At 59.6% G+C, this 22,612-nt stretch carries 21 protein-coding genes and 3 tRNA genes; 9 read left to right on the top strand and 15 right to left on the bottom strand.

Features of this window, described 5'->3' with window-relative positions:
* Positions 1–32: 32 nt before the first annotated feature.
* The 7 genes from V7773_RS00260 to V7773_RS00230 form a co-directional block, all read right to left on the bottom strand.
* Positions 33–3,125, bottom strand: a complete 3,093-nt coding sequence (locus tag V7773_RS00260; protein ID WP_336071558.1) for an autotransporter domain-containing protein — start codon at positions 3,123–3,125, stop codon at positions 33–35.
* A gap of 256 nt (positions 3,126–3,381) precedes the next feature.
* Complete coding sequence (locus V7773_RS00255) at positions 3,382–4,731, bottom strand: TolC family outer membrane protein (protein ID WP_336071557.1); 1,350 nt, start codon at positions 4,729–4,731, stop codon at positions 3,382–3,384.
* A 14-nt stretch (positions 4,732–4,745) separates the two neighbouring features.
* Positions 4,746–6,080, bottom strand: a complete 1,335-nt coding sequence (locus V7773_RS00250) for an HlyD family type I secretion periplasmic adaptor subunit (RefSeq protein WP_336071556.1) — start codon at positions 6,078–6,080, stop codon at positions 4,746–4,748.
* Complete coding sequence (locus tag V7773_RS00245; protein ID WP_336071554.1) at positions 6,077–7,876, bottom strand: type I secretion system permease/ATPase; 1,800 nt, start codon at positions 7,874–7,876, stop codon at positions 6,077–6,079. Before V7773_RS00245 ends, V7773_RS00250 begins: the two co-directional genes overlap by 4 nt.
* A 139-nt stretch (positions 7,877–8,015) precedes the next feature.
* Positions 8,016–8,438 (bottom strand): AprI/Inh family metalloprotease inhibitor, encoded by a 423-nt coding sequence (locus tag V7773_RS00240; protein ID WP_336071915.1) that lies wholly within the window; start codon positions 8,436–8,438, stop codon positions 8,016–8,018.
* A 71-nt stretch (positions 8,439–8,509) separates the two neighbouring features.
* Entirely contained in the window at positions 8,510–9,967 is a 1,458-nt protein-coding gene (locus V7773_RS00235; RefSeq protein WP_092347985.1) for a serralysin family metalloprotease, read from the bottom strand.
* Positions 9,968–10,307: 340 nt separating this feature from the next.
* Positions 10,308–11,204, bottom strand: coding sequence for a LysR family transcriptional regulator (locus V7773_RS00230; protein WP_336071552.1), 897 nt, complete (start codon positions 11,202–11,204; stop codon positions 10,308–10,310).
* Positions 11,205–11,336: 132 nt separating this feature from the next.
* Here V7773_RS00230 and V7773_RS00225 point away from each other — a divergent pair, with 132 nt between their 5' ends.
* On the top strand, positions 11,337–12,800 hold the full coding sequence (locus V7773_RS00225; RefSeq protein ID WP_336071550.1) for an MFS transporter: 1,464 nt from the start codon (positions 11,337–11,339) through the stop codon (positions 12,798–12,800).
* Between the two features lie 193 nt (positions 12,801–12,993).
* On the top strand, positions 12,994–13,272 hold the full coding sequence (locus V7773_RS00220) for a DUF1652 domain-containing protein (RefSeq protein WP_003201764.1): 279 nt from the start codon (positions 12,994–12,996) through the stop codon (positions 13,270–13,272).
* A 275-nt stretch (positions 13,273–13,547) separates the two neighbouring features.
* Here V7773_RS00220 and V7773_RS00215 read toward each other — a convergent pair whose 3' ends face one another.
* Positions 13,548–14,219, bottom strand: coding sequence for a Bax inhibitor-1/YccA family protein (locus V7773_RS00215; RefSeq protein ID WP_336071549.1), 672 nt, complete (start codon positions 14,217–14,219; stop codon positions 13,548–13,550).
* A gap of 124 nt (positions 14,220–14,343) precedes the next feature.
* On the opposite strand from V7773_RS00215, the gene V7773_RS00210 reads away from it, so the two are divergent.
* The 3 genes from V7773_RS00210 to V7773_RS00200 all read left to right on the top strand — a co-directional run bounded on the left by V7773_RS00210 (position 14,344) and on the right by V7773_RS00200 (position 17,472).
* Positions 14,344–14,431, top strand: a tRNA-Ser gene (locus V7773_RS00210).
* Positions 14,432–14,555: 124 nt separating this feature from the next.
* Positions 14,556–15,410, top strand: a complete 855-nt coding sequence (locus V7773_RS00205; protein ID WP_083569183.1) for a prohibitin family protein — start codon at positions 14,556–14,558, stop codon at positions 15,408–15,410.
* 265 nt (positions 15,411–15,675) lie between these two features.
* Positions 15,676–17,472 carry a DAHL domain-containing protein gene (locus V7773_RS00200; protein WP_336071546.1) on the top strand — a complete coding sequence of 599 codons (1,797 nt, stop codon included), beginning with the start codon at positions 15,676–15,678 and terminating at the stop codon, positions 17,470–17,472.
* Positions 17,473–17,619: 147 nt separating this feature from the next.
* On the opposite strand, the gene V7773_RS00195 is transcribed toward V7773_RS00200, so the two are convergent.
* Together V7773_RS00195 and V7773_RS00190 are read right to left on the bottom strand one after the other, a co-directional pair.
* Positions 17,620–17,811: a hypothetical protein gene (locus tag V7773_RS00195; protein ID WP_013693334.1), complete on the bottom strand. Its 192-nt coding sequence runs from the start codon at positions 17,809–17,811 to the stop codon at positions 17,620–17,622.
* Between the two features lie 102 nt (positions 17,812–17,913).
* Positions 17,914–18,813, bottom strand: a complete 900-nt coding sequence (locus V7773_RS00190) for a polysaccharide deacetylase family protein (RefSeq protein WP_336071543.1) — start codon at positions 18,811–18,813, stop codon at positions 17,914–17,916.
* Positions 18,814–19,043: 230 nt separating this feature from the next.
* Between V7773_RS00190 and V7773_RS00185 the strand changes: the two genes are divergently transcribed.
* The 3 genes from V7773_RS00185 (at position 19,044) to V7773_RS00175 (ending at position 20,228) form a co-directional block, all read left to right on the top strand.
* A complete protein-coding gene (locus tag V7773_RS00185) occupies positions 19,044–19,298 on the top strand; it encodes a DUF6555 family protein (protein WP_063321314.1) in 255 nt (84 codons plus the stop codon).
* 152 nt (positions 19,299–19,450) lie between these two features.
* A complete protein-coding gene (locus V7773_RS00180) occupies positions 19,451–19,681 on the top strand; it encodes a hypothetical protein (protein ID WP_063321315.1) in 231 nt (76 codons plus the stop codon).
* Positions 19,682–19,802: 121 nt separating this feature from the next.
* A complete protein-coding gene (locus V7773_RS00175) occupies positions 19,803–20,228 on the top strand; it encodes a hypothetical protein (protein ID WP_092224602.1) in 426 nt (141 codons plus the stop codon).
* 23 nt (positions 20,229–20,251) lie between these two features.
* Here V7773_RS00175 and V7773_RS00170 read toward each other — a convergent pair whose 3' ends face one another.
* Both V7773_RS00170 and V7773_RS00165 read right to left on the bottom strand, forming a co-directional pair.
* Positions 20,252–20,479, bottom strand: a complete 228-nt coding sequence (locus V7773_RS00170; RefSeq protein WP_014338117.1) for a PLD nuclease N-terminal domain-containing protein — start codon at positions 20,477–20,479, stop codon at positions 20,252–20,254.
* 88 nt (positions 20,480–20,567) lie between these two features.
* Positions 20,568–20,753 carry a hypothetical protein gene (locus V7773_RS00165; RefSeq protein WP_003201747.1) on the bottom strand — a complete coding sequence of 62 codons (186 nt, stop codon included), beginning with the start codon at positions 20,751–20,753 and terminating at the stop codon, positions 20,568–20,570.
* A gap of 285 nt (positions 20,754–21,038) precedes the next feature.
* Here V7773_RS00165 and V7773_RS00160 point away from each other — a divergent pair, with 285 nt between their 5' ends.
* Positions 21,039–21,401: an NUDIX hydrolase gene (locus V7773_RS00160; protein ID WP_092143635.1), complete on the top strand. Its 363-nt coding sequence runs from the start codon at positions 21,039–21,041 to the stop codon at positions 21,399–21,401.
* A gap of 128 nt (positions 21,402–21,529) precedes the next feature.
* On the opposite strand, the gene V7773_RS00155 is transcribed toward V7773_RS00160, so the two are convergent.
* The 3 genes from V7773_RS00155 to V7773_RS00145 form a co-directional block, all read right to left on the bottom strand.
* Entirely contained in the window at positions 21,530–21,997 is a 468-nt protein-coding gene (locus V7773_RS00155) for a hypothetical protein (protein ID WP_092143638.1), read from the bottom strand.
* A gap of 217 nt (positions 21,998–22,214) precedes the next feature.
* A tRNA-Leu gene (locus V7773_RS00150) sits at positions 22,215–22,301 on the bottom strand.
* 193 nt (positions 22,302–22,494) lie between these two features.
* Positions 22,495–22,568, bottom strand: a tRNA-Cys gene (locus tag V7773_RS00145).
* Between the last annotated feature and the right edge of the window lie 44 nt (positions 22,569–22,612).

Here is a 22,612-nt window from a genome sequence, read left to right as displayed (position 1 = left end):
GCCACGGGGGGATATCCAGCCCTTCTTCTTGGTCAGAACTGCCAATCCAGGGTCAGGCCCACGCCGTGGGTTTTATCCCGGGAGCCGATCAGGCCGTTGTAGTCGAGGTTGACCCGCACATCCTTGGCGACCGAAAGCCCGGCACGGGCACCGATCACGGCGGCGTTGCGGTCCATGGACACACTCTGCACCGCGAAAGTGTTGCTGCTGCCGGCGAAGGCCAGGTCCTGTTCCGACGTGGTGCTGCTCAGGTTGTGCTGCCAGCCGAGGGAGCCGGACAGTTGCAGTTGCTGTCGATCCGACAGGGCCAGGGTATGGCTGACCCGCACGCCCAGGGTCGAGAGCACGGCATCGCGGCGATCGTCGCCACCGTGCAGGGCCGCGTTGTCGCCGTTCTCATGGAAGCTGTCGCTGTCCAGGTGCACATAGGCCAGGTTGGCGAACGGCTCCAGGGCTACCGGTTGCAAGTTGAGGCGATACGCCGCTTCGGTGAAGAGCTGGGTGGTCCGGGCATCGCGCTTGGTTTTCTCCCGGCCACTGACATCGCCCCATTGCAGGTCCCGCTTGACGTCGATGCGATGCCAACTGTGGGCAGCGCCAACGGTCAGGCGCAGCGCGTCGATTTCATGTCCCAGGTAGGCCCCCAGGTGATAGCTGTCGGCCTTGGCCGAGGAATGGGTGCCTTCACCCATGCTCAACGAACTGTCGCTGTAGCCGGTGACGAAGCCCAGTCGCGTCTGGTCGCTGATCAGCCCGTCGACACCGGCCAGCAGCCCGCCGATGGAACTGGTCGTACTGGCGTGATCATTTCCACCATCGTTTTTGCCCCAAGCGCCCAGCACCTTGAACCAGGCATTGCTGCTGGCATCGGTCGGCGTACCGGCGTCGTACAGGGCGTCCTGGCGCAGGCGATCACCGACGGCGTCGCGCAACTGACGACTGTCGTTGATCAACAGTGTGCCAATGGCCGGATGGATTTCACCGGACAGTTGCTGGAATGCCTGTTGCGCCACGGCGGTGCTGGGCGAAAGCAGCAAGGCCTCGTAGAGTCCGTTGCCCGCGCCCAGTCGTTCGGCGGCCGAGGCGACGGAGCGCTGGTTAGGTGTCAGGCCGAGGCTGGCAAATGACGCGTCGTTACGCTCGACCGCCAGTTGAATGCCACTGGTGCTGTACGCCAGGTCGCCCCCCAGAAACGCATAGTTGGGCAAGACGCCAGCGAAGCGCCCGTCAATACCATCGGTGGCCTGCAGGATATTGAACTGCCGGCCCAGCAGGCTTTTCACCTCGCCAGCCGTCAGCAGTGTCGGGCTGTTTTCCAGGGACAACGACACCGTCGCCCCGTCAATGGACGCCTTTCCGTCGGCCACGATCAGGTCGCTGGCGGTGGGCGAGACTTCCACTGCGTAGTTCGAACCGGGTTGAAAGGTCACGTCGCCGGCCACCTGCAAGGTGCCGATGGAGTTGCCCGGCGCCACGCTGCCGCCGCGGTTGGCGGTCAGGCTGGCGATGCGCCCGTTGCCACCGAGGATGCCGCCGTCGTTGACCGTAACGGCCGAGGCCAGCGAGCCATTGATCGCCAGTCGCCCTTGATTGACCAGGGTCGGCCCGCTGTAGGTGTTTGCGCCGGTGAGCACCAGGGTGCCGATGCCCTCCTTGGTCAGGCCGCCGTGGCCGGCGATGTCGTTGCGCCAAACGTCCAGGCCACATTGGATGCCGCTGCACACCCGTTCCGTGGGTTTGCCGGCATCGATGATCGCGCCGATGCCCGGCAGGTCCACCACGAACTGACCGGAACCATAGGCGCCATCGATACGAAACTCTGCGGGGATGTCCTGCTCGGTCACCAGCATCGATGGACCGTCGATGGCCTTGCCCAGGTTGATCATGCCCCAGCCGTATAACGAATCGACGCCCGGCGCGCCCATGTCGGTGGCGGTGGTGCGCAGGACGCTGGCGACCTGGGCGCCGGTCATGTAGGGGAAACGCTCCATCAACACCGCCACACTGCCGGCAACATGGGGCGCGGCCATGGAGGTGCCGCTCTTGTTGGCGTAGCCGACAGTCAGGTCGTCGGCACTGGTGCCGCCGATCACGGCGCTGTAGATCCGGGTGCCGGGGGCCGACACGCAGAAACTGGCGCTGTAGCCACAGCGCGACGAGAAGGTGCTGATGGTGTAAGGATCGGCGCTGGCGGTGTCCGGATTGACTTGCAGCGCCGCCACGGTGAGCCAGTTCGGCGCGATGTCCGGCACAAAATACGCCAGGCCCGCGATGGCATCAGGGTTATTGAGGTTGTAGTCGTTGCCGGCGGCGAAAATCGTGACGATACCGCTGCGGGCTGCGGCGATGGCGCCCTCGTAGGCGCCGCCAGGCTTGGTGCCCAGCAGCGGCTTGATCTGATCGAATTGCAGTTGCGCGTCCTGCACGGTGAAGTGCGGGAACGCCGGATCGCGGCCGCCCAGGTCGAAGCGATCGGTGATGCCAATGCCCCAGCTGTTGTTGATGATGCGTGCGCCGCTGGCGATCAACGCGTCCCAACCCGCCTTGTACACTGCGCCATCGTTGCCCAGGATGATGCCGTCTTCGGGGCCCGGGTCGCCGTTGTCGGCGCTGATGATCTGCGCATCGTACGCCACGCCGTGCATCGGGCTGCCATCGCGACTGCCGGCAGCGATCCCGCCGACATGGGTGCCGTGGGAACCCAGCTTGCCATCGGAGCCAACGGTGGGCGAGCCGTCGTAGCGGAACGGATCACCGGCTTTCACCGGGATGTAGGGGTCGGTGTACTCGCGGATACCACTGGTGACCAAGGTCACGACTTTGCCAGTGCCGGAGAACTCCGGGTGCGCCGCGTAGACCGGCTGGTCGAAGATCCCCAGCTTGACGCCCTTGCCGGTATACCCGGCGGCGTAGGCCTGTTGCGCGTTGATTGCCCCCAACCCCCATTCGGCGTTGAATTCACTGCTGCGCCAACTGTCTGGATTACCCGCCCTGCCGCTCTCGACATAAGGCGCCGCCTGGGCCGTGCCCAAGGTCGCCAGTGCACAGAGCACGGCGCGGTTGAGGGCCTTGGGCAGAAACACGCGCCCCGTCTGTCGGGGCTGTTTGTTGTTATCGATTTTCATCACGAACCATCCTTAGTTGTTGCAAGAATCCTGGAGTTGCGCGGCCTGATGGAACCTGTCCTGGCCTAGTGGTTTGCTTTGCCTTTGCCTTTGCCTTTGCTTTTGTCTTTGCTTTTGTCTTTGCTTTTGCCTTTGTCTTTGCTTTTGTCTTTGCCTTTGTGGCGAGGGAGCTTGCTCCCGCTGGACTGCGTAGCGGCCCCAAAAAAAGCCTGCGAGCGCTTCGCACTCGAGCGGGAGCAAGCTCCCTCGCCACAGGTCATTGAATGGGCGCCCGGGACACAAACGCCTCGTCGACCTTCGCCAGGTCCTGCGGGCCGAGGGTGCCGGCGTAGTAATGCAGCTTGGTCCAGGCCATGAGGTAGTCGTAACGGGCCTGGGCCAGGTCGCGGCGGGTGCTGTAGAGCTGTTGCTCGGCATTGAGTGCATCGAGGTTGACCCGCTCGCCGCCAAGGATGCTTTGCCGGGTCGAGACCACCAGCGCTTCAGCGGAGCTCAGGGCCTTCTGATAAGCGCGCAGCTTGTTCACCCCGGACACGCAGGCGCTGAACTGGCGGCGCAATTCGATCAGCGTCTCGCGGGTCTTGGCCTCCAGCTCGTATTCGGCCTGTTCCATAGTGCGGCTGGCCTGGCGGGTCGACGCCGAGACCCCGCCACCGGCGTACAGCGGCACGCTGACTTCCAGGCCAATGGTGTTGGTGTCGTAGCGTTGGTTGTAGGTATTGCCACTTTCCGATTCGTTCTGGCGCATCGTCGCGTAGGCGCTGACCTTGGGCAGGTGCCCGGCGCGGTTGCGCTCCACCTCGAAACGCGCTACGTCCACGGCTTGGCGCTGGGACGCCAGGCTGGGGTTGTTGCTCACCGCCAGCTCGTGCCATGTGTCGAAACTGGCCGGTTGCAAGGCAAAGGTCTGGAAGGTGTCATGCAGCGGCGCCAGGTCGCCGATATCCAGGGCCGGGACGCCAATCAGCGAGCCCAGCTCGCGCAACGCGGCATCCTGCTCATCTCGCGCCTCGATCTCTTCGGCGATTGCCAGTTCATAGCGCGCCTGCGCCTCGAGGATGTCGGTGCGCGTACCTTCGCCCTGGCGAAACAGATGCTCGTTCTGGCGAAATTGCTGCTCGAACGCCTTTTTCTTGGCCTGGGCAATGTCGATCTGGTCCTGGGCGAACAGCGCCTGGGTGTAATGACTCAGCACCCGCACCAACAACTCCTGGCTCTTGCCACGAAAACTTTCGTCAGCGAACAACGCCTGGGCGACGCCTTTGCGGTAGGCCGCGTACGCCTCGTAGTCCAGCAGCGGTTGTTGCAGCGTCAGGCTGGAACCGTAGCTGCTGTAGTTGCGATCATCATGCTGGCTGGCGCCGCGATCGTTGAGGTACGTGACCTTGGACTGGTTGCGACCCTTGTTGTAGCTGTAGCCCAGGTGCGGCAGCAGCCCGGCGCGGCCAATGGCGCGATTTTCCAGGCCCGCATCGCGCTCCTTGATCGCGCCCAGGTAGACCGGGTCATTGCGCAGGGCCTGCTCGTAGAACTCGAAGGGCCCCATGGCCCAGGCGTTGTTACACACGGAAGCGGCCAGCACGGCTACCCAATAGAAACGCTTCATACCGCCGGACATCCTTATTCTTCGGTCAACGCAGAGCCGGCTCGGTCGAGCAGCGGTTTGAACAGGTAGTTGAGCAATGAGCGCTCGCCCGTGCGCACGAACATCTCGGCCGGCATTCCAGGCTTGATCACCAGGCCGTTGAGCTTGTCCATCGCCACGTCGCTGACGCTGCTGCGCAGGACGTAATACGGCGCGCCGGTCTTCTCATCGAGCATTTGATCGGCAGAAATCAAGCTGACTTCCCCTGGCACCCTTGGCGTGCGGTTCTGGTTGAAGGCGGTAAACAGGATGTCCACCGGCAAATGCGCGCCGACCTTGTCGATCAGGTGCACCGGCAGATGCCCTTCCACTTCCAACCGCGTGCCTTGGGGGACGATTTCCAGCAAGGTGTCGCCCTGGCGCACCACGGCGCCCTCGGTGTGCACCCCCAGGTTGACGGCGATGCCATCGGCGGTGGCAAGGATCTCGCTGTGTTGCAACTCGAAGCCGGCGGATTTCAGTTGCTCTTGCAGGGTTTCGCTCTTGAGCTGGGCGTCGGCCAACTGGCTGCGCACCTCTTTCTGGTATTCCTCGTTGTGCTGCTGCAGCTTCAGTCGCGACTCGACGATCCCCTGCTCCACCCGCCCGCTTTCGCCGCTGTTCTGCGCCAGTTCCTGCTGCACTTGCGACAACTGGCGCTGATAGTCCAGCAAGCGGTTGCGCGGGATATAACCGTTGTCGGCCAAGGGTTGCAGGTTGCCCAGTTGCAGACGCAGGGATTCGGCCTGGGCGGTCAGGTCGCTGCGGGCCCGACGCATACCCGCCAATTGCGCCGCCGCACCCTCGATGTTGGCGCGCAACGCCGCCTGCTCCCGGGTGAAGGCTTCGCGGCGGCTGCTGAACAGTTGCCGCTGGCCTTCAAGCACCAGGGCCAGGCGTGGATCGGGATCGCGACTCAGCTCAGCCGGGAAACTTACCTGCAACAGGTTGTCCCGCTCGCTTTGCCAGCGCGCCAGGCTCGCCCAGGTCATCCGGTACTGCGCCTGCAGCGATTGCACATCGGCGGCGGCCTGGGTCTGGTCCAGGCGGAACAGCGGCTGGCCCTGCTTCACCGCTTCGCCTTCACGCACCAGGATCCGGCTGACCACACCGCTGCTCATCGACTGCACCGCCTTGCGCTTGCCTGAAACCACCACGGTGCCCTGCACGGGGATGCCCTGGTCCAACGGCGCCAGGCTGGCCCAGGTGAAAAAACTGCCCGCGCCAACCAGCGCCAGTGCCCAGCCCACGCGCGTGAAGAAGTGGGCGTCGCGCTCCGGGCGCTCAACGTCCTGCGTATGTTCGAGATTCATGTCGAGCTCCTTGCTCATGCGCCACCGGGTTTGCTGGCGGCCTGGTACTGGCGACTCATGCTCAGTCCGTTGGGGGCCACCTGGGGACTGTTCGGCGGTGAGCTGCGTGGCGCGTTGTCCTGTGAACCCGACTGGCCGGAAAGCGCCCGCAACACTTGCTGGCTTGGGCCGAAGGCGTGTAGCCGGCCTTCGTCGAGCACCAGCAACTTGTCGGCCTGGGCCAGTGCCGAGGAACGATGAGTGACCAGCACGACACTGGTGCCCTGGGCCTTCATCTGGGCGATGGCACTGGCGAGCGCCGCTTCGCCAACCGTGTCGAGGTTGGAGTTGGGTTCATCGAGCACCACCAGGCTCGGCCGGTCGTACATCGCCCGGGCCAGCGCAACCCGTTGTTTCTGTCCGCCGGACAAACCACCGCCGTCCTCCCCCAGCACCGTGTCATAGCCCTGGGGCAGGCGCAGGATCAGCTCATGGACCCCAGCCTGCTGCGCGGCGGCGACGACCTTTTGCGGATCGGCTTGGCGAAACCGGGCGATGTTCTCGGCGATGCTGCCGCAAAACAGCTCGATGTCTTGTGGCAGATAGCCGATGTGCGGGCCGAGTTGCTCGCGATTCCAACGATGAATATCGGCCCCGTCGAGGCGCACCGTACCCGCCAGGGTCGGCCACACGCCCACCAGCACCCGGGCCAGGGTGGACTTGCCGGAACCGGACGCCCCCAGCACACCCAGCACTTCCCCCACGGCCAGGCTGAAGCTGACCTGCTGCAGCGTCGCGTTGCGTTGCCCTGGCGGCCCGGCGCTGACGTGTTCGAAACTCACCTGGCCCTCAGGCGCAGGCAGCGTCATGCCGTCGTCCTGGGGCGCAAACGCTTGCAACAGCGCGTCGAGACGCCGGTAAGCCAACTTGGCGCCGCTCCACTGCTTCCACACGGCGATCAACTGGTCGATAGGGCTCAACACTCGGCCCATCAGGATCGAGCCGGCAATCATCATTCCGGCGGTCATGTCGCCCTTGATCACTAGCAGTGCGCCCAAACCCAGCACCAGCGACTGCAGGCACAGGCGCAGGGTCTTGCTCAAGGAGCTGATGACCGCGCCGGTGTCGCTGGCCTGGTTCTGCAGGCCCAGAAACCGTGAGTGCACGGCGAACCAGCGGCTGCGCAGCGCGCCGAGCATGCCCATGGCCTGGATCGTCTCGGCGTTGTGCAAATGGCTGGTGGCCAGTTGACTGGATTGTTGCGAGTAGACGCTGGCCTGCCCCAAGGCCTTTTTGGTCATGGCCTCGTTCAGGCAGGCCAAACCGATCAGCAGCAGCGTGCCGACGGAGGCAAACACGCCGAGCCACACGTTGAACAGGTAGATCACCAGCAGATAGATGGGAAACCACGGTGCGTCGAAGAACGCGAACAGCGCCGGCCCGGTGAGGAATTGGCGAATATGCGTGAGGTCGCCCAGGGATTGCCCGGCGTTGCCTTCACCCTGGCGCAGATTGCGCTCGAACGCGGCCTTGTACACCTGGAGATTGAAGCGTCGCTCCAACTGGCTGCCGATGCGGATGACCACGAAGCTGCGGACCATTTCCAGCAGCCCGATGAATACGAAGAAGCCGACGACCATCAATGACAACATCGCCAGCGTGGTCTCGTTCTGTGATGACAACCCACGGTCATACACTTGGAGCATATAAATCGAAGGCGCGAGCATCAGGACATTGATCAACGCGGTAAAACATCCAACACTGATCAAAATATTTTTATAATCGCCCAGCGCTTTAAACAGCGGCGCCGCAACAGCGCTCCTTACCCTATTCATGATCTTCCTTGTTGTTGGCTTCGCCAGCGAACTGGCCGTTATTCAACTTGCCAATCTTTGTTTTTCGATTCGGCCGACACCGAAAAGCACGCCCGTTCAAACAAGCGCACTTCGTTCAAGACTCAAGTGTACTCATTCGTTAATGAGCACTCTGGGACTTATTCCGTTCAAGCCTGAGTATCAAACCGGACTTCAACGTCATTTGATAATGGTCTCCCTGACGCAGGCCCAAGTGTGTCCTGGAGTCTTGTTTGCCAATCAGGGAAAGTCCGTCGGGTTCAGTGAACCAACGAACCGGCTCGTCCCCCAGCCATTGGCCCAGGCAATCGGTTTGCCCGCCCAGGGTCTGATCCGCCTTGAGTTCGACGAGACAACTGTTGGACGGTTTGTCCTGCATCGCCTGGGTTTGCGCGTTGTCCTGCGGGCTCGACAAAACAGCCTGCCACTGACCGGCCAACTGCGAGGGTTCTGCTAACAACAGGCTGCGCGCCATGGCGACTTCTCCACATAACATCATCAGCGTAGCGAGCAACCCGGCGGTTGCTCGAACGCTATTGGGCATGAATTTCCTACGCATTTTTTTCATCCTGGCCGGGGTCCCGCAGGAGCAGCCGCCCCCACGGGACAGGGACATCAGGCCACGATATCCGAGACCGCAGCCTGGCCAACGGTGCTGACCAGGAAGTCAGCCACGCCGTGCCCGGAGAAGTCCACCGACAGCAGGCTGTTGCCACCCGATGTCGACAACACCGCATCGCCCGCCGCACCAGTGAACGCGCTCACGAAGTGCAGGCCCGCGCCCTTGGTGATACCGGTCAGGTCGATCTTGTCCAGGCCGCTGACGAAATCGAGGATCTGGTCCGTCGCTCCAGGCCGCGAATCGGAACTGGCGGCGAACACGAACGTGTCCGACCCCGAGCCGCCCCAGAGTTTGTCTGCACCACCGGCCCCCCAAAGGATATCGTTGCCCGCTCCACCCTTGAGCTCGTTGGCTACCGTGTTGCCGATCAGCAAGTCGCTGCCGGAGCCGCCGATGGCGTTTTCGATGACGGCACCCTTGGCGATGGAGACGTTGCCTACCATGCCGCCAACATCGGAGAACGAGGCGTCATTGAGGTTGATTTTCTGGTTCTGGGTGAAACCGGAGAAGTCCAGGGTATCGCGGCCACCTGCGTCCCATACCGAAAACACCACTTTGTCCGACGATGATGACGCACTGAGAAAATCGCGACCGGTATTGGAGTTGAAACCGTAGGTCGAATCGCCGGTACGGGTCGTGGTGTTGGCACCGTAGAGCTTCTGGATGGCCGCGATGTCATCCATCAGCGGACCGGAGGCGTAGGCTTCGACGCCGCCCTTGCTGAAGTTCTGGTCGGTATTGCTTTCGCTCCAGTAGCTCATGACGCTGTAGCCACGGGTGTCCTGGCCATAAGTGGCGTCATCGTAGGTCGGGCTGCCTTCGCCAGCGTTGTAGTCACCCGGGTGGGCCAGGCCGAGGGTGTGACCGATTTCGTGGGTCAGGGTCTGGCGGCCATAGTTGTTCAGGTCCGGGTTCTTGTTCTGGGTGTAGCTGCTGTTGATCAGGTACCAGGAGGTCCCGTCATAGCCGGCACCCGTCCCTGGCAGATAAGCAAACGCCGCCGCGCCATCCTGGCCGCCGCTGTAGTTGCCGAAGGTCATGTGACCGTCGCCGCCGCTGGCTTTTTCGGTGAAGGTGACATTGGCCACGTCCGCCCAGGATTGCATGGCCAGGGCGGCCTGGCCTTTCTGCTGCGCACTGAACTGGCTGAAGCCGCTGATCCCATGCTTGTTCATGGTGCTGAAAGAGGCGGAAGTCAGGAAAGTGTAGGTCAGCTCAATCTTGCCGCTGCCGTCCCGGTCCTGGTAAGCCGCACCGTCGCGCAGCAACTGAGTGGCCGCCTCGTCGACAGAGTACGACGGTTTGCCGTTGACGGTCAGGTTACCGCCCCGGTCGTATTGGTGGCTGAAACTATTGATCTGGTTGAACGCATTACTGGCAGCCGCCAATGATTGCGGCGCCCAGAGGAGTTGTTCGGCAGAATCAATAGCGCTGCTTTTGACTTTCGACATAAACACACTTCCTTGTTTGCAAATGGAACAGTTTTAGTCAGACAGACAATCTCTGGCGAGATCGTCCTATCACTCGCCCAATGAGGACGTAAGAAACCTGACACAATTGGAAATCAAACGTCTAGCAATTTTTTTCGTTCAATTTCACGCCCTGCCCGTAACGCCCATAAACAATAGGGTTCTGCCTCGTTAGTGCCCCAACTAAACCGCCCGAGTTGCGGATTGTCGGACAAAAAACTATTTAAATATTAAATATCGATAACTAGCAATTTGCGTACGGCGTCGCACTTTGGCCAACTAAGTGCCAGCGAAATGCTATTAACGAATATCTACTAAATCTCTACGGTTTACGTGCGCACACTTCCCGCAGACAACTTCGAAGCCAACGATGCACAGGATCGGCGTCCATCCGCGGATGCCAGAGCATGGCGATCGTGAACCCAGGTACGGAAAACGGCAGCGTAAAACTGTGCAGGCCGACCCGCAGGCTCGCGGTGTAGCGTTCGGGCACGCTGGCGATCAGGTCACTGGAGCGGGCCAGTCCCAGCGCCGAGGAAAAGCCTGGCACCGTGGTGACGATTTCGCGGGACAGATTCAGAGCCGCAAGGGCCTGGTCGATAAGGCCATGATCCAGGCCGCGCATCGACACACCGACATGCCCGCCTGCGGCATAACCGGCGGCGCTCACCGTTGCCTGGCTCAGCGGGTGTCCCGCGCGCACAACGCCAATCAAGCGGTCGCTGAACAACGCCTGGGTTCGTAGTTCCGGGCTGGTGTCCTTGTCCACGACGGCGGTCTCCAAGTCCACGGTGCCTTCGCGAAGCGTCGTGCTGTCCCGGTCGGTCTTTTCCACAAAGCGCAGGCGCACGCCGGGCGCTTGCTCGTGGATGCGAGTGATCAGGTCGATGGCGAAGTTTTCCACGAACCCTTCACGGGTGCGCAACGTGAAGGTTCGGCTCAAGCGCCTAAGATCCGGAGTCGTCACTGGCCGCAGCACCGCCTGGGCCTGCTGCACCAGGTGGCTGACCTGTTCGCGCAACTCCAGCGCACGAGGGGTCGGCACCAACCCTCGCCCGGCCCGAACCAACAGCGGGTCACCGGTGGTTTCACGCAACCGCGCCAGTGCCCGGCTCATGGCCGACGGGCTGAGCTGCAAGCGCCGGGCGGCACGGGCCACGCTGCCTTCCGAGAGCAGCACATCAAGGGTGACGAGCAGATTGAGATCAGGCGAGGACATGGCGGTATCTCGATTTGAACAGATGGCGTTTGCTGCAGCTATAACGTGCAAATGCTGCGTCTTCCGCCATGTTATGCCCAGGCGTAACGTTCTGACAGCTCCGTTTCGAGCGCCACGGATACAGGTGACACGATGAAACCCGTCAACACGCCACAAAACCGGCCGGCAACCGCGCCCGCACACCGGCTCTTTTCACCTCGCTGGGCCCTGGCCAGCCTTGCGCTCTCGACGCTGCTGGCCTCCCTTGGCGCCAGTGTGGCTGCGGTGGCACTGCCGACGCTGGCCGAGGTGCTCGGGGCCTCTTTCCAGCAGGTCCAATGGGTGGTGCTGGCCTATCTGCTGGCAATCACCACGCTGATTGTCAGTGTCGGCCGCTTGGGAGACCTGATGGGCCGGCGCAAGCTGCTATTGGCCGGTATCGCCCTGTTCACCTTGGCATCAGCGGTATGCGGCTTGGCGCCCTCGCTTTGGCTGCTGGTCGCCGGTCGGGCACTGCAAGGCCTGGGGGCCGCCATCATGATGGCGCTGACCCTGGCGCTCGTGGGCGAAACGGTCGACCAGGAAAAAACCGGCAGCGCCATGGGGCTACTGGCAACGCTGTCGGCAGTGGGCACAGCCCTCGGACCGTCCTTTGGCGGCATGCTGATCAGCGGGTTCGGTTGGCCGGCCTTGTTCCTGGTCAACATCCCACTGGGCCTGCTGACGCTAGGGCTGGCGTGGTATTCGCTACCGGTGCGTGAAGTGCCGCCGAAGCCCGAAGGAACCCGCTTCGATGTAACCGGTACCTTGCTGTTGGCAGTGACGCTCGCCACCTATGCCTTGTCCATGACTTCCGGACGCGGGAGCTTTGGCGGATTGAATCTTGCGCTGCTGCTGATCGCCGTCGTGGGCGGCGGGCTATTCATTCGGGCCCAGTCCCGGGCCGTATCGCCGTTGATTCCCTTGAAAGTGTTCCACGACAGATCATTGGTATCCGGCCTGGTGACGAGCGCCCTGGTTGCGACGGTCATGATGGCGACGCTGCTGGTCGGGCCTTTTTACTTGTCCATCACCCTCGCACTGCCGGCGGCCTTTGTGGGACTGGCGCTGGCCGTAGGCCCATCTGTTGCGGCGCTGGCCGGAGTACCTGCCGGGCGCCTGGTGGATCGCTTCGGCGTGCACCCCATGCGACTCGCCGGCCTGGCGAACATGGTGCTCGGCTGCCTGATGTTATCACTGGTCCCCCCTACCCTTGGCACCGTCGGCTACCTCGCGGCTATCGTGGTGACGACCCTTGGCTATGCGTTCTTCCAGACGGCCAACAACACGGCAGTCATGGCCGATGTAGCAGCCCAGAGGCGAGGCGTCATCGCCGGGCTGCTCAACTTGTCGCGCAACCTGGGTTTTTTCACCGGAGCCTCCGTGCTCGGCGCGGTGTTTGCAGCCGCGGCGGCGACGAATGACATTACCGGCGCCAGCCCCGCAGCTGTGACGAACGGTCTGCACATGACCTTCGCCGTCGCCCTGGCGATGATGATCCTGGCCCTGCTCATCGCCTGGAAAAGCCGCGTCCCAGAGCCATTGTCCAAGCCTCGGGACAAGCCCAGCCAAGCGTGATGGCATTCTGGACTTTGCCGTTTAAGTCGTGATCCAGATCAAAAAAAGTGAACCAATCGCAAAACGGACTGAAAAAATCCACATGAGCTTCATTTTCAGGTGCTATTTTTAGTTCTCACTGGTAGAGCCATGATGGCTCTTCCTTCCTGACATGAGCAAAAGGAAGCGCTCGATTGAAGAAGGCGGGCAACACATGAATAAAGGATCCTTCAGCAAGGTTACGTTCCCCAATGCTTGCCAGTTGATGCGCTGGCACTTCCATCCCATGGGATTCGAAGCAAGCATGGATGCGCCTGGCAGCATGGTTGCCCGGCTGTTTGACCGTGCCAGCGGCGAGACCATGATCGCCATTGCGGGTATCCCCTGCGCGACGGTGATGAATGCCCCGGATGTTGAACGAATAATCGAGGCCGTGGAGGCCGAGCTGGAAGCCTTTGTACCACCGGTGGGGTTGCGGCGGTTTGCTTCTTAAGTCCACTTCATGTGGCAATACCGTTTACCTAGGCTCCAAAAGCGGCACTTCCCTTTTTCCAAGGGGGGTGCCGTTTTTTTTTGAGAAGGGTTCGGGATTTACTTGCCTTGGTGTCTATATCCGTTGCCGCAGAAATGGATATCCCCCCCCCAAAAAAAATGTACCTAAAAAACGGAAAACCAAAAAAAACGGCGCTTTTCATCTCTGAAAAACGCCGTTGTTTCTAGGTGAACAGCATCACGCCAAAGCGGGCTTCTCACTCATCCCCCATGCAATCAGTCGTCGCGACTCATCAGGCCGAACAGCTGCAACAGGCTGACGAACAGGTTGTAGATCGATACATACAGGCTGATGGTGGCCATGATGTAGTTACGCTCGCCGCCGTGAATGATGGCGCTGGTCTGGTACAGGATGCAGACCGAGGAGAACAGCACGAAGCCGGCGCTGATCGCCAGTTGCAGGCCGCTGATCTGGAAGAAGAAGCTGGCCAGCGTCGCCCCCAGCAACACGAAGAAACCTGCGGTGATAAAGCCACCCAGGAAGCTCATGTCCTTGCGGGAAATCAGCACGTAGGCCGACAGACCACCAAATACCAGTGCGGTCATTGCGAAGGCCGAGCTGACCACTTCGGCGCCGCCCTGCATTTGCAGGTAGCGATTGAGGATCGGGCCGAGCAAAAAGCCCATGAAGCCGGTCAGGGCGAAAGCCGACACCAGGCCCCAGGCCGAATCACGGAGTTTGTTGGTGAGGAAGAAAAGGCCGTAGAAACCGATCAGCACGACGAAGATGTTCGGGTAACCCACCCGCATCTGTTGTGCGACATAAGCCATCACACCGCTGAAAGCGAGCGTGAGTGCCAGCAAGCCATAAGTGTTGCGCAGGACGCGGCTAACCTCTAGCTGCTCAGCCTGCACGCTGTTGTTCACTGCGTAATCCTGTTCGCGCATGGCGACACTCCTCCGGTTTTGAAACATTCAGTGGCAAGGATCATAACAGACGCTCTGTAACAAGCTACGTAGAGAGTTTGACAGTGTGTTTCATTCGGGTATTATGGCGCCCGCAACGCAGTACGGAGGTGTGGCCGAGTGGTTTAAGGCAACGGTCTTGAAAACCGTCGACTGTAACAGGTCCATGAGTTCGAATCCCATCGCCTCCGCCATTTTTTAACGTTAAAGCCCTGATTATTCAGGGCTTTTTCGTGTCTGGCATTCAGAACGCCAATTGCAGCTTCAACATTGGACACCGCTATGGCAAACCCTCCCAAGCCAATCAAGGAAAGAAAAGTGACCAGTAAAACCATCGGCTCCATCGTTGCTGCAATCGCGGGCATCGTCCTGTTGTGCGTGTTCTTTGGCAGTTGGTACACGGTCGACGAAACCGAGCGTGGCGTACTGCTGCGCAACGGGGCGCTGGTCGGGGTGATTGAACCGGGACTGTCCTTCAAGACGCCCTTTATCGAGTCGGTACGCCTGATCAGCGTCCAGAGCCAAGTGACGGCTTATGAAGACCTCCAGGCCTACAGCAAGGACCAACAGTCCGCCCAGCTCAAGGTGTCCGTGTCCTGGCACATCGCGCCTTCCGATGTCGCGAAGGTCTATACCCAGTTCAAGGACCTGGAAGGTATCCGCGACCGGATGATCAGCCGCCAGGTGCCAACCCAGGTGGAAAACGTATTCGGCAAGTTTAACGCCGTGGCTGCCGTGCAGAACCGCGTCCAACTGGTCAACGATATTTCCACGGCCATCAAGGCGACCATTACCGGCCCCGTGATCATCGACAGCGTCCAGGTCGAGAACATCGACTTCAGTGACGCCTACGAAAAAGCCATCGAAGCGCGCATGGCTGCGGAAGTCCAGGTCAAGACCCGCGAACAACAGCTCGCCACCGAGCAGGTACAAGCACAGATTCGCGTGACCCAGGCCCAGGCGGAGGCCGATTCGCAAGTTGCGCAGGCCAAGGCAGACGCACTGGCGACCGAGTTGCGCGGCAAAGCCGAGGCCGAAGCCATCAAGGCACGGGCCCAGGCCCTGGCCAGCAACCAGAACCTGGTGGAACTGACCAAGGCCGAACGCTGGAATGGTGTCTTGCCAACCACCGTGCTGCCAAACGGCGCCCTGCCCTTCATCGACATCAAGTAATGCCACCGGCGCGGCTATCCGGCCGCGCCTGCTTCACTGCGGCGCGCTGCGCAGCAAACATCGCCCCTCTCGTTAGCGCTACACTCAGCCATGAAACCGACGTTCATCGTTAGCAGGGAGCTCAACGTGTACCCAGGCCAAAGCAAACCGGCACGCCACCCCCGCACGACGTTTACTTTTCCCCCTTCCGGCTCCCTCTCGAGCCTCTCTTCGCCCTCGAGCATTCACGAACTCCTTCGATAAGCGCCCTGAACAGGAGAATAGCGTGACCACTATTATCAAAAAATATAAATGGCCCGCCCTATTGGCCATCGCGCTTGTTGTTTTTTCGGCTCTGATATTCTTTTTGATCAAGTCATACACATACGACTCATCGACCTACTTCGAATCCCGCGACTTCATTCGCCAGCTCAAGCAAGCCGACGCTAACTGGAACGTCAAGATCCTCAGGAAAAAGATCGGCGTGAACAACAACCTGTCGTTGACACCGCCACTCGAGGCCGGCAGTCGATGGGAGCAGTTGGAGCAGCTCAATAACGCTGGTCCACTGGCCGTTCTTTGGGCATCCAGACGCAACGGCTACGTGGACGCGGTCAAGAACAAAACGGTACTGGTCGATCAATTCCAGCAACACAACGCCAATCTGCGCACAGCCCTGGATGCGTTGCCGATGGTCGAGGATGGTATTCAAACCTTGCTCGACGGGATGAGCGCCGAAAGCCCGACGGAACATCTGGCAACAGCTTCCAATGTTCGTGAGCTGACGCTGACGACGCTGGAGTACGCACTTTATGTCACCGCGGACAAAGCCGAGGAAGTGCAGCGCCAATTGAGTGATCTGGAAAGACAGGTCGATCAACTGCCCGTGACCAGCCAGCCCCTTTTCATTGCCCTGGCCCAGCACGTTAAATCCATTATCCAGGAACAACCGATCGTCAATGATCTGCTGGATCGCATCAGCGTGATTCCGGTGGCCCAGGAACTGGACAGCATCACCGAGCTATTGAATGAAACCCAGCGCAGGACCGCCGCTGCGGACCGTCAATACCATATCTACCTGGGCGCGTGTGCCAGCCTCATGGCGCTGTTGATGATCTACCTGGCGGTGCGGCTGGTTCGCAGTTACGCCGTCATCAACCAGATCAACCAGCAACTGCAAACGTCCAATGAACGGCTCGAAGAGCGCGTGCAGGAGCGCACCCGAGAACTGATGGAGGCCGAACGCGAACTGGTAGATGCGGCACGAATGGCGGGCATGGCCGAAATCGCCACGAATGTGTTGCACAACGTCGGGAATGTGCTCAACAGCGTGAACATTTCAGCCGAACTCGTCACCCGCAAGTTGAGGAACAGCAAGACGACCGGGCTCACCAAGGCGGTCAAAATGATGAATGAACATGCCGAAGATCTTGGCCAGTTCATCACCCATGATGAAAAAGGTCGGTTGCTGCCGCGTTATTTCAACGAACTGGTCGACTCCATCGCCGCAGAACAGGCCTTGCTTATCGATGAGCTGGCGCAGTTGACCAAGAGCATCGACCACATCAAGGAAATCGTCACCACTCAACAAACCTATGCAGGAGCAGCCAGGCTGATCGAACCACTCAATGTCAGCGATCTGTTCGAAGATGCGCTACGCATGAACTCGGGCGCGCTCAGTCGGCATCACGTCACCGTCATCAAGGAGTATCAGGACGTTCCTGCGATCATGGGCGACAAGCATAGGTTGCTGCTGATCCTGATCAACCTGATCAGCAACGCCAAATTCGCGATGTCGCACATCAGCGAGCACCCACGGGAGATGACCCTGGGGATCCGCATCCTCGACGAAACGACACTATGCCTCAGCGTCAAGGACCGAGGCGAAGGCATTTCCCCGGAGAACCTGGCCCGCATCTTCAATCACGGTTTCACGACCCGCAAGGACGGCCATGGGTTTGGCTTGCACAGTTGCGCCCTGGCGGCGGTTGAAATGAATGGCCGCCTTTATGTCCATAGCGACGGACCGGGGCAAGGCGCTCTGTTTACCCTGGAAGTCCCGTTGGAATTGGCCCGCGCCTGATCATCGTGACGGGCGCAGGCTGGCCCGCCGGCATCGCGAGCAAGCGGCTCCCACAGGGGATTTTTGGTGAACAGCCGGAAAAACTGTGGGAGCTTGCTCGCGATAGCGGTGTACCTGTCACCGAGAGAGTGGATGTACCGGCCCCCTCTATTTCGTGTTTACAGGCCGGCCACTACGAGCTCTTCGGGTCGGCAACGCGGCGGCGTAGGCCAGCGCTTCCTCACGGGAAGCAAAGGAACCCAACCGGTCAGCCTGGGTGCAGACCCTCCACGGGCCGCTGTTTACGCTAAGCACGTCATAACCGTTGATGTGCATTTTCGTCAGCATTGCAGTACTCATTGGTCACCTCCGACTTTAACCAAGGGTGCACGGCTACCATACACGCGGATTGCGCTGGGCGGCCAACCGAACGTCGCGACACCCGCCGCATTCGTGGCGCTCTCAGTGGGAATCCGAATCCCACAACCAGTCCCACAGCCCCGGCAAATGCACGGGCCCAGCGCTGTGATCGACCGTCCGAGCCAAGGCCGCTCGCTCCAGCGCCTGGTGGTCATCATAGAACGGCTTGGCGTCGGTCCTCACGCCGGTAGCCTTGGCACTCTCGAGCAGGATTTGCAGGTATTCGCGAGCATGCCGGGCGGTATAACGATTGATGTCGTGAAACGTCACCACCACTGGAATAACCCCATCCACCGCTGGCAGTTGCCCGGCGGCGATGCGCTCGCGCACTTCGGAAAGTTGCCGGGTCAGGTTGATCCGCCGCCGCGGGCTCATCGTGATGCCCCAGACTTTGCCGTCATTAGCACTCAGGTCGGTCAACAGGATGTGCAGGCCATGCTGTCGGTAGGCGGCCGCAGTGCGCTTGTCGAAGCTCCAGAATGGCGGCCTCACCAAAATCGGTGCCGCACCGCTAATGGCAGCGATGTCGCTCCCACCATTGTTGAGCGATTGCTCCAGCTCATCAGGGCTCAGCGACCGGTGATTGGTGTGCCAGTGGGTCGCCGTATGAAAGGCCAGCACATGGCCTTCCTGCTGTTCACGGCGCATGACCGAGCGGCCAATATCACTGCCACCAGCACGTGGTGCGCGAGTTTGCAGGAAAAATACCGCCTTGATGCCGGGCTGTACCGGATTGTCTGCGAGTGCGTCGAGCACCTCCAGGCTAGGGTTCCAGATAGACGAGGCACTGGGACCATCATCGAATGTCAGCAGGAAACGGATCGGGGGGTGTTCGCGCAAACGTTGCTCGGTTTGCGGCGTCAGTTCGATGGGGGCGCCAATGCAACCCGACAAACCGATGGTGAGGGCTGCGACGAACAGCACCCTGGCGATGTTTTTCATGTCTTGCCTTTTGTTGATGCCGCGCTGCGTCGCCTTTGATCCCTGGCCTACGGTGTTGAAGCTCACCTTGGAGAAGGGTAACCGGGTTTGGTTCCTTGCCGCGAATTCCGACCGCTCTGGTATTGCTCCGTGCTCGAGCCTGGGCGGTATTAATTTGACCGTCTGGAAATTCGATGGAATTTTCCGCATGCCTTTGTATCCATCCGTATAGGACTAATTAGGGAGGATTTATGGGCGGGCCATCGCTTTACATCATCGACTACATGCTCCATGGCGAACCCAAGTCATTCATTATTCGCGCAGAAGCGATGAATAACTCCGAGGCTTGGCATTGGGCCAGTTGCGACGCGGGGGTCGGGCGCATACCGAAATTCGGGAGAGAGAAGGTCAAGCGGGTCTCCAAGCCCCTGGCTGAAAAATACGGTATTACCGACGTGCGCTGGCGGGCGAGCGTCACGCCGTCCTGGGTCAAGGAGTCCAGCTGACATCATTGGCATTGTTTGCGACGCACCGGCTGTCTAGCCGGACGCCGGATTCTTCGACAGACCTGAAATAACTCAACTACGCTTAAATCACGGCACAGCCCGCCCCTGGCGGGTTTTGTGCTGCCTCATCAACCCCTGAATGGAGGTGTGACATGTCCGAAAAAGAGTCCATCACCACCCTGCTCACCTTGCTCGAATCGCGTCAGGCCCGGCTCACGGCAGCCTGCAAGGAAATCGCCGACTGGGTCGACCACCAGGGCGGGCATCCCACCGCAGTGCGCATCCGGGACCGGCTCAACGACATCGACAAAGATGCCCCGTCGATCCAAAGCGCGCTAATGTCGCTCAAGCCTGCTGAACCCCCTCTGCCCAAGTTTCGCTGACGCGCTGCGCCAGACTTGTTTCTCCCTGAGTTCTACCGGCTGGAAAACTGATGGAACGCGGGCTTTTTTTGCACCTCGAAATTGATAGGCACCGGTGCAGAAACCGCAAAGGGAGAAACTCATGAATGCCAGAATCCTGCTATTGATCGTTTGTGCGAGCCCCGTCGCCGTCTTCGCCCAAGGCTGCGATGTCATCACTCGATCCCAGAGCCAGGCCGTCCCAGTCATCGAAAGCCACAGTTGCTACGAATACAAAGGCATGCCCGCGGAAACCCTCGATTGGTCTTGCAGCAATGAAAGCAAAGGAACGCTCACGACCCAAAAGCGTAAAGTCGAGCGTTGTGCCGAGGGATACGTGGCGACATGCCAGGCGAAGCCGACCCAGGAAGCGTTGGCCAACCCGCACTCAACCAGCAAGGACAAGCGCGGTGGGTCGGCCACTCTTCCCGATAATGCAAAATTGACGTGGTACTACTACGGTATCGAGCAGTTGCAGCAGGCCCAGGAAGACTGCGAAACCACCGGCGGCAATTGGATAAACCATTGAGGTGGCTCACAGCCTCTTCCTGGCTAGCCCTTGCTGTGCTCCGGCGATGAAGGACCTTCCTTGACCCCGCGAGGCCCGGCTACGCCCCAAATGACCAGGCCTAGCACTGGCAAGATGATCAGCAGCAGGGCCCAGCCAGCCTTGGTGCCGGCCGACTTGTCGCTTCGAAAGACACTGACGATCGCCCACAAATCGACGAGCAGCAAAAGCACCGCAACAGCGATCCAGAAATAACTGGCTAATTCAGACATGGCCTAATCCTCTTGTCGGTTCAAGGATTAGGCAGAGCCGTTGAGGCGCCGTTCAAAGAATTTGCACCCTCAAGATGCGCATTGGCGGCTATCCCCGCTCGTTCAGATAAGCGACCCACTGCTCATAGGCCTCATGTTGACGCTGGACCGCCTCATCCCAAGTCGATCCACTCATTTGATGAACACATATGAGTTTCATCATTTCCGATGTCGCTGTATCGAGCTCCACCAGGAGCTCATGGGATTTGATCTTGAAGTCTTCAACGGTGGTCATTTCTCGCTTCCTTCCCCTATCGGGGCCGGCCAATGCACCCAACATGGATTCATTTTTTTGAAGCTGATTCATTTGAGGCGATAACCGGTCGAAAACCTAGTGCTAGTGGTCGGAGAGATGGATTGGAGCGATGGCAGGCACGAATAAGCTCTGTCTTTCCCGCACCGTCGCGGTCGTATTGGATAAGACCTTGAAAAACTCGATATTTGAACGAAGCAGCTAATGTCAGGCGCAAATATTGCAGTTATATTTCACTTTAATGACAGTCACAGATCGAGCACGGCCATGAAAATTCGAGCGACCGTCATCTGCGAGGAAAATCGCCATATCCTCCTGGTTCGCAAAGCCAACAGCCGCTGGGCGTTGCCGGGCGGTACCGTCGAGCGCGGGGAATCCCATGCCGGGGCAGCCATACGGGAGTTGGCAGAGGAAACCGGCCTGGACGTCGAGAACCTGCTCTACTTGATGCGAATCAGTGACGGGCAGACCGAACATCATGTGTTCGAAGCATCGGTCAGCGACTCGACGGCGGCCAAGCCACAGAATGAAATCAGCGATTGCCTTTGGCACCCGCTGGACGCCATTGCCCAACTGCAAATGAAAAAGGGAACGCGGGACATTCTCGAGGCTTTTCGGCGGCGGTTGTGAGGCGCCGGCACTGATGATCAACGCCGAATAGGTTGCATGAGATAAATCATGCAACCTATTGTTTTATAACTATTAGATAATCAGAAAATGCCTGAAAACCTGCCATCAAGCCACTGGGGGCAATGGGCTCACTTTTTCTGCCAGGCGGTGCTGATCGGATTGACCACGGTATTTTTTTCCTGCGTATAGGTCCCATTCTGCTGGGCTATCGCCTCGCCAGTGTCGACAATTGCGTTCTGGATAAATACGTTTTGTTCATCACCTCGAATAAAGGTGAGTTGGTGATACGCCGTTTTATTTCCCCAATCCGGGGAAGGCAGGGAAATGAACTTCACGGTGTATGTCTCATCGGTGTGTTGGCCCTGCAAGACGTAGACACCGTAATGATTTTCTCCCTGAGAGATGATCTTGTACAAACCGTTGCTGTAGTAATAAATTTCCGCATCGGGAAAAGGCTTCTTATCGTACATTTTCCGATAGTGCAGAACCTGCTTGACGGTCGGCTCGCCAAAGTCCACAGCCAGCGATTTCCCATCAACGGAGGTTGTCTCCCCTGCGTATACAGCGCTGCTGCTCATCAAGGCCAACAGACTCATCGTTGCGATTGTTTTCACTCGTTACCTCTCCATGGTAAAGGATTAGCGTAATGGGCAAGGCTTGGAGGATATGACCCCTTGCTAATCTCGACGCCGAGTGTAAGGGCTTGTGCTTGAAAACACCCGCAGGCTTGGACTCCGTTTCTGCAGCAATTTCCAGAAGCAGAAACGAACAAGGGTTTGCATTAGCTTTCGCTCGCAAACCCTTGATTTTAGATGGTGCCCGAAGCCGGAATCGAACCGGCACGCCCTTACGAGCGGGGGATTTTAAGTCCCATGCGTCTACCAGTTTCGCCATTCGGGCGGTAGCGCGGTTAGCCATGGAAATATCGGCAAAATCCAATGGCCGATGTTCTGGCTGGTGCAGCAAGAGGGGGGAATATATACATCCCTCCCCCGCGAAGCAAGGTAGCTCATGTCCTTTTCAATACAAAAGCTTTCAATGCTTCGAAATAAAAAAGCTCCGTAAATCATAGATCTACAGAGCTTTTTAAAAGTGGAGGCCGAAGTCGGAATCGAACCGGCGTAGGTGGATTTGCAATCCACTGCATAACCATTTTGCTATTCGGCCTCAGAACGCTTGATGCGATGCTGCCACATCAACCGCGGTACAAA

It is taken from the genome of Pseudomonas sp. 3JA (assembly GCF_036961705.1).
GTDB lineage: Bacteria > Pseudomonadota > Gammaproteobacteria > Pseudomonadales > Pseudomonadaceae > Aquipseudomonas > Aquipseudomonas fluorescens_Q.
Note: the sequence above shows the minus strand (reverse complement) of the source record. Positions and strands in the feature narration are given on the sequence as shown.

Excerpts from the sequence above, each read along its gene's own strand:
- V7773_RS00260 (WP_336071558.1), bottom strand. The coding sequence starts at position 3,125 with ATGAAAATCGATAACAACAAACAGCCCCGACAGACGGGGCGCGTGTTT.
- V7773_RS00255 (WP_336071557.1), bottom strand. The coding sequence starts at position 4,731 with ATGAAGCGTTTCTATTGGGTAGCCGTGCTGGCCGCTTCCGTGTGTAAC.
- V7773_RS00250 (WP_336071556.1), bottom strand. The coding sequence starts at position 6,080 with ATGAGCAAGGAGCTCGACATGAATCTCGAACATACGCAGGACGTTGAG.
- V7773_RS00245 (WP_336071554.1), bottom strand. The coding sequence starts at position 7,876 with ATGAATAGGGTAAGGAGCGCTGTTGCGGCGCCGCTGTTTAAAGCGCTG.
- V7773_RS00240 (WP_336071915.1), bottom strand. The coding sequence starts at position 8,438 with ATGCCCAATAGCGTTCGAGCAACCGCCGGGTTGCTCGCTACGCTGATG.
- V7773_RS00235 (WP_092347985.1), bottom strand. The coding sequence starts at position 9,967 with ATGTCGAAAGTCAAAAGCAGCGCTATTGATTCTGCCGAACAACTCCTC.
- V7773_RS00230 (WP_336071552.1), bottom strand. The coding sequence starts at position 11,204 with ATGTCCTCGCCTGATCTCAATCTGCTCGTCACCCTTGATGTGCTGCTC.
- V7773_RS00225 (WP_336071550.1), top strand. The coding sequence starts at position 11,337 with ATGAAACCCGTCAACACGCCACAAAACCGGCCGGCAACCGCGCCCGCA.
- V7773_RS00220 (WP_003201764.1), top strand. The coding sequence starts at position 12,994 with ATGAATAAAGGATCCTTCAGCAAGGTTACGTTCCCCAATGCTTGCCAG.
- V7773_RS00215 (WP_336071549.1), bottom strand. The coding sequence starts at position 14,219 with ATGCGCGAACAGGATTACGCAGTGAACAACAGCGTGCAGGCTGAGCAG.
- V7773_RS00195 (WP_013693334.1), bottom strand. The coding sequence starts at position 17,811 with ATGAGTACTGCAATGCTGACGAAAATGCACATCAACGGTTATGACGTG.
- V7773_RS00190 (WP_336071543.1), bottom strand. The coding sequence starts at position 18,813 with ATGAAAAACATCGCCAGGGTGCTGTTCGTCGCAGCCCTCACCATCGGT.
- V7773_RS00185 (WP_063321314.1), top strand. The coding sequence starts at position 19,044 with ATGGGCGGGCCATCGCTTTACATCATCGACTACATGCTCCATGGCGAA.
- V7773_RS00180 (WP_063321315.1), top strand. The coding sequence starts at position 19,451 with ATGTCCGAAAAAGAGTCCATCACCACCCTGCTCACCTTGCTCGAATCG.
- V7773_RS00175 (WP_092224602.1), top strand. The coding sequence starts at position 19,803 with ATGAATGCCAGAATCCTGCTATTGATCGTTTGTGCGAGCCCCGTCGCC.
- V7773_RS00170 (WP_014338117.1), bottom strand. The coding sequence starts at position 20,479 with ATGTCTGAATTAGCCAGTTATTTCTGGATCGCTGTTGCGGTGCTTTTG.
- V7773_RS00165 (WP_003201747.1), bottom strand. The coding sequence starts at position 20,753 with ATGACCACCGTTGAAGACTTCAAGATCAAATCCCATGAGCTCCTGGTG.
- V7773_RS00160 (WP_092143635.1), top strand. The coding sequence starts at position 21,039 with ATGAAAATTCGAGCGACCGTCATCTGCGAGGAAAATCGCCATATCCTC.
- V7773_RS00155 (WP_092143638.1), bottom strand. The coding sequence starts at position 21,997 with ATGAGTCTGTTGGCCTTGATGAGCAGCAGCGCTGTATACGCAGGGGAG.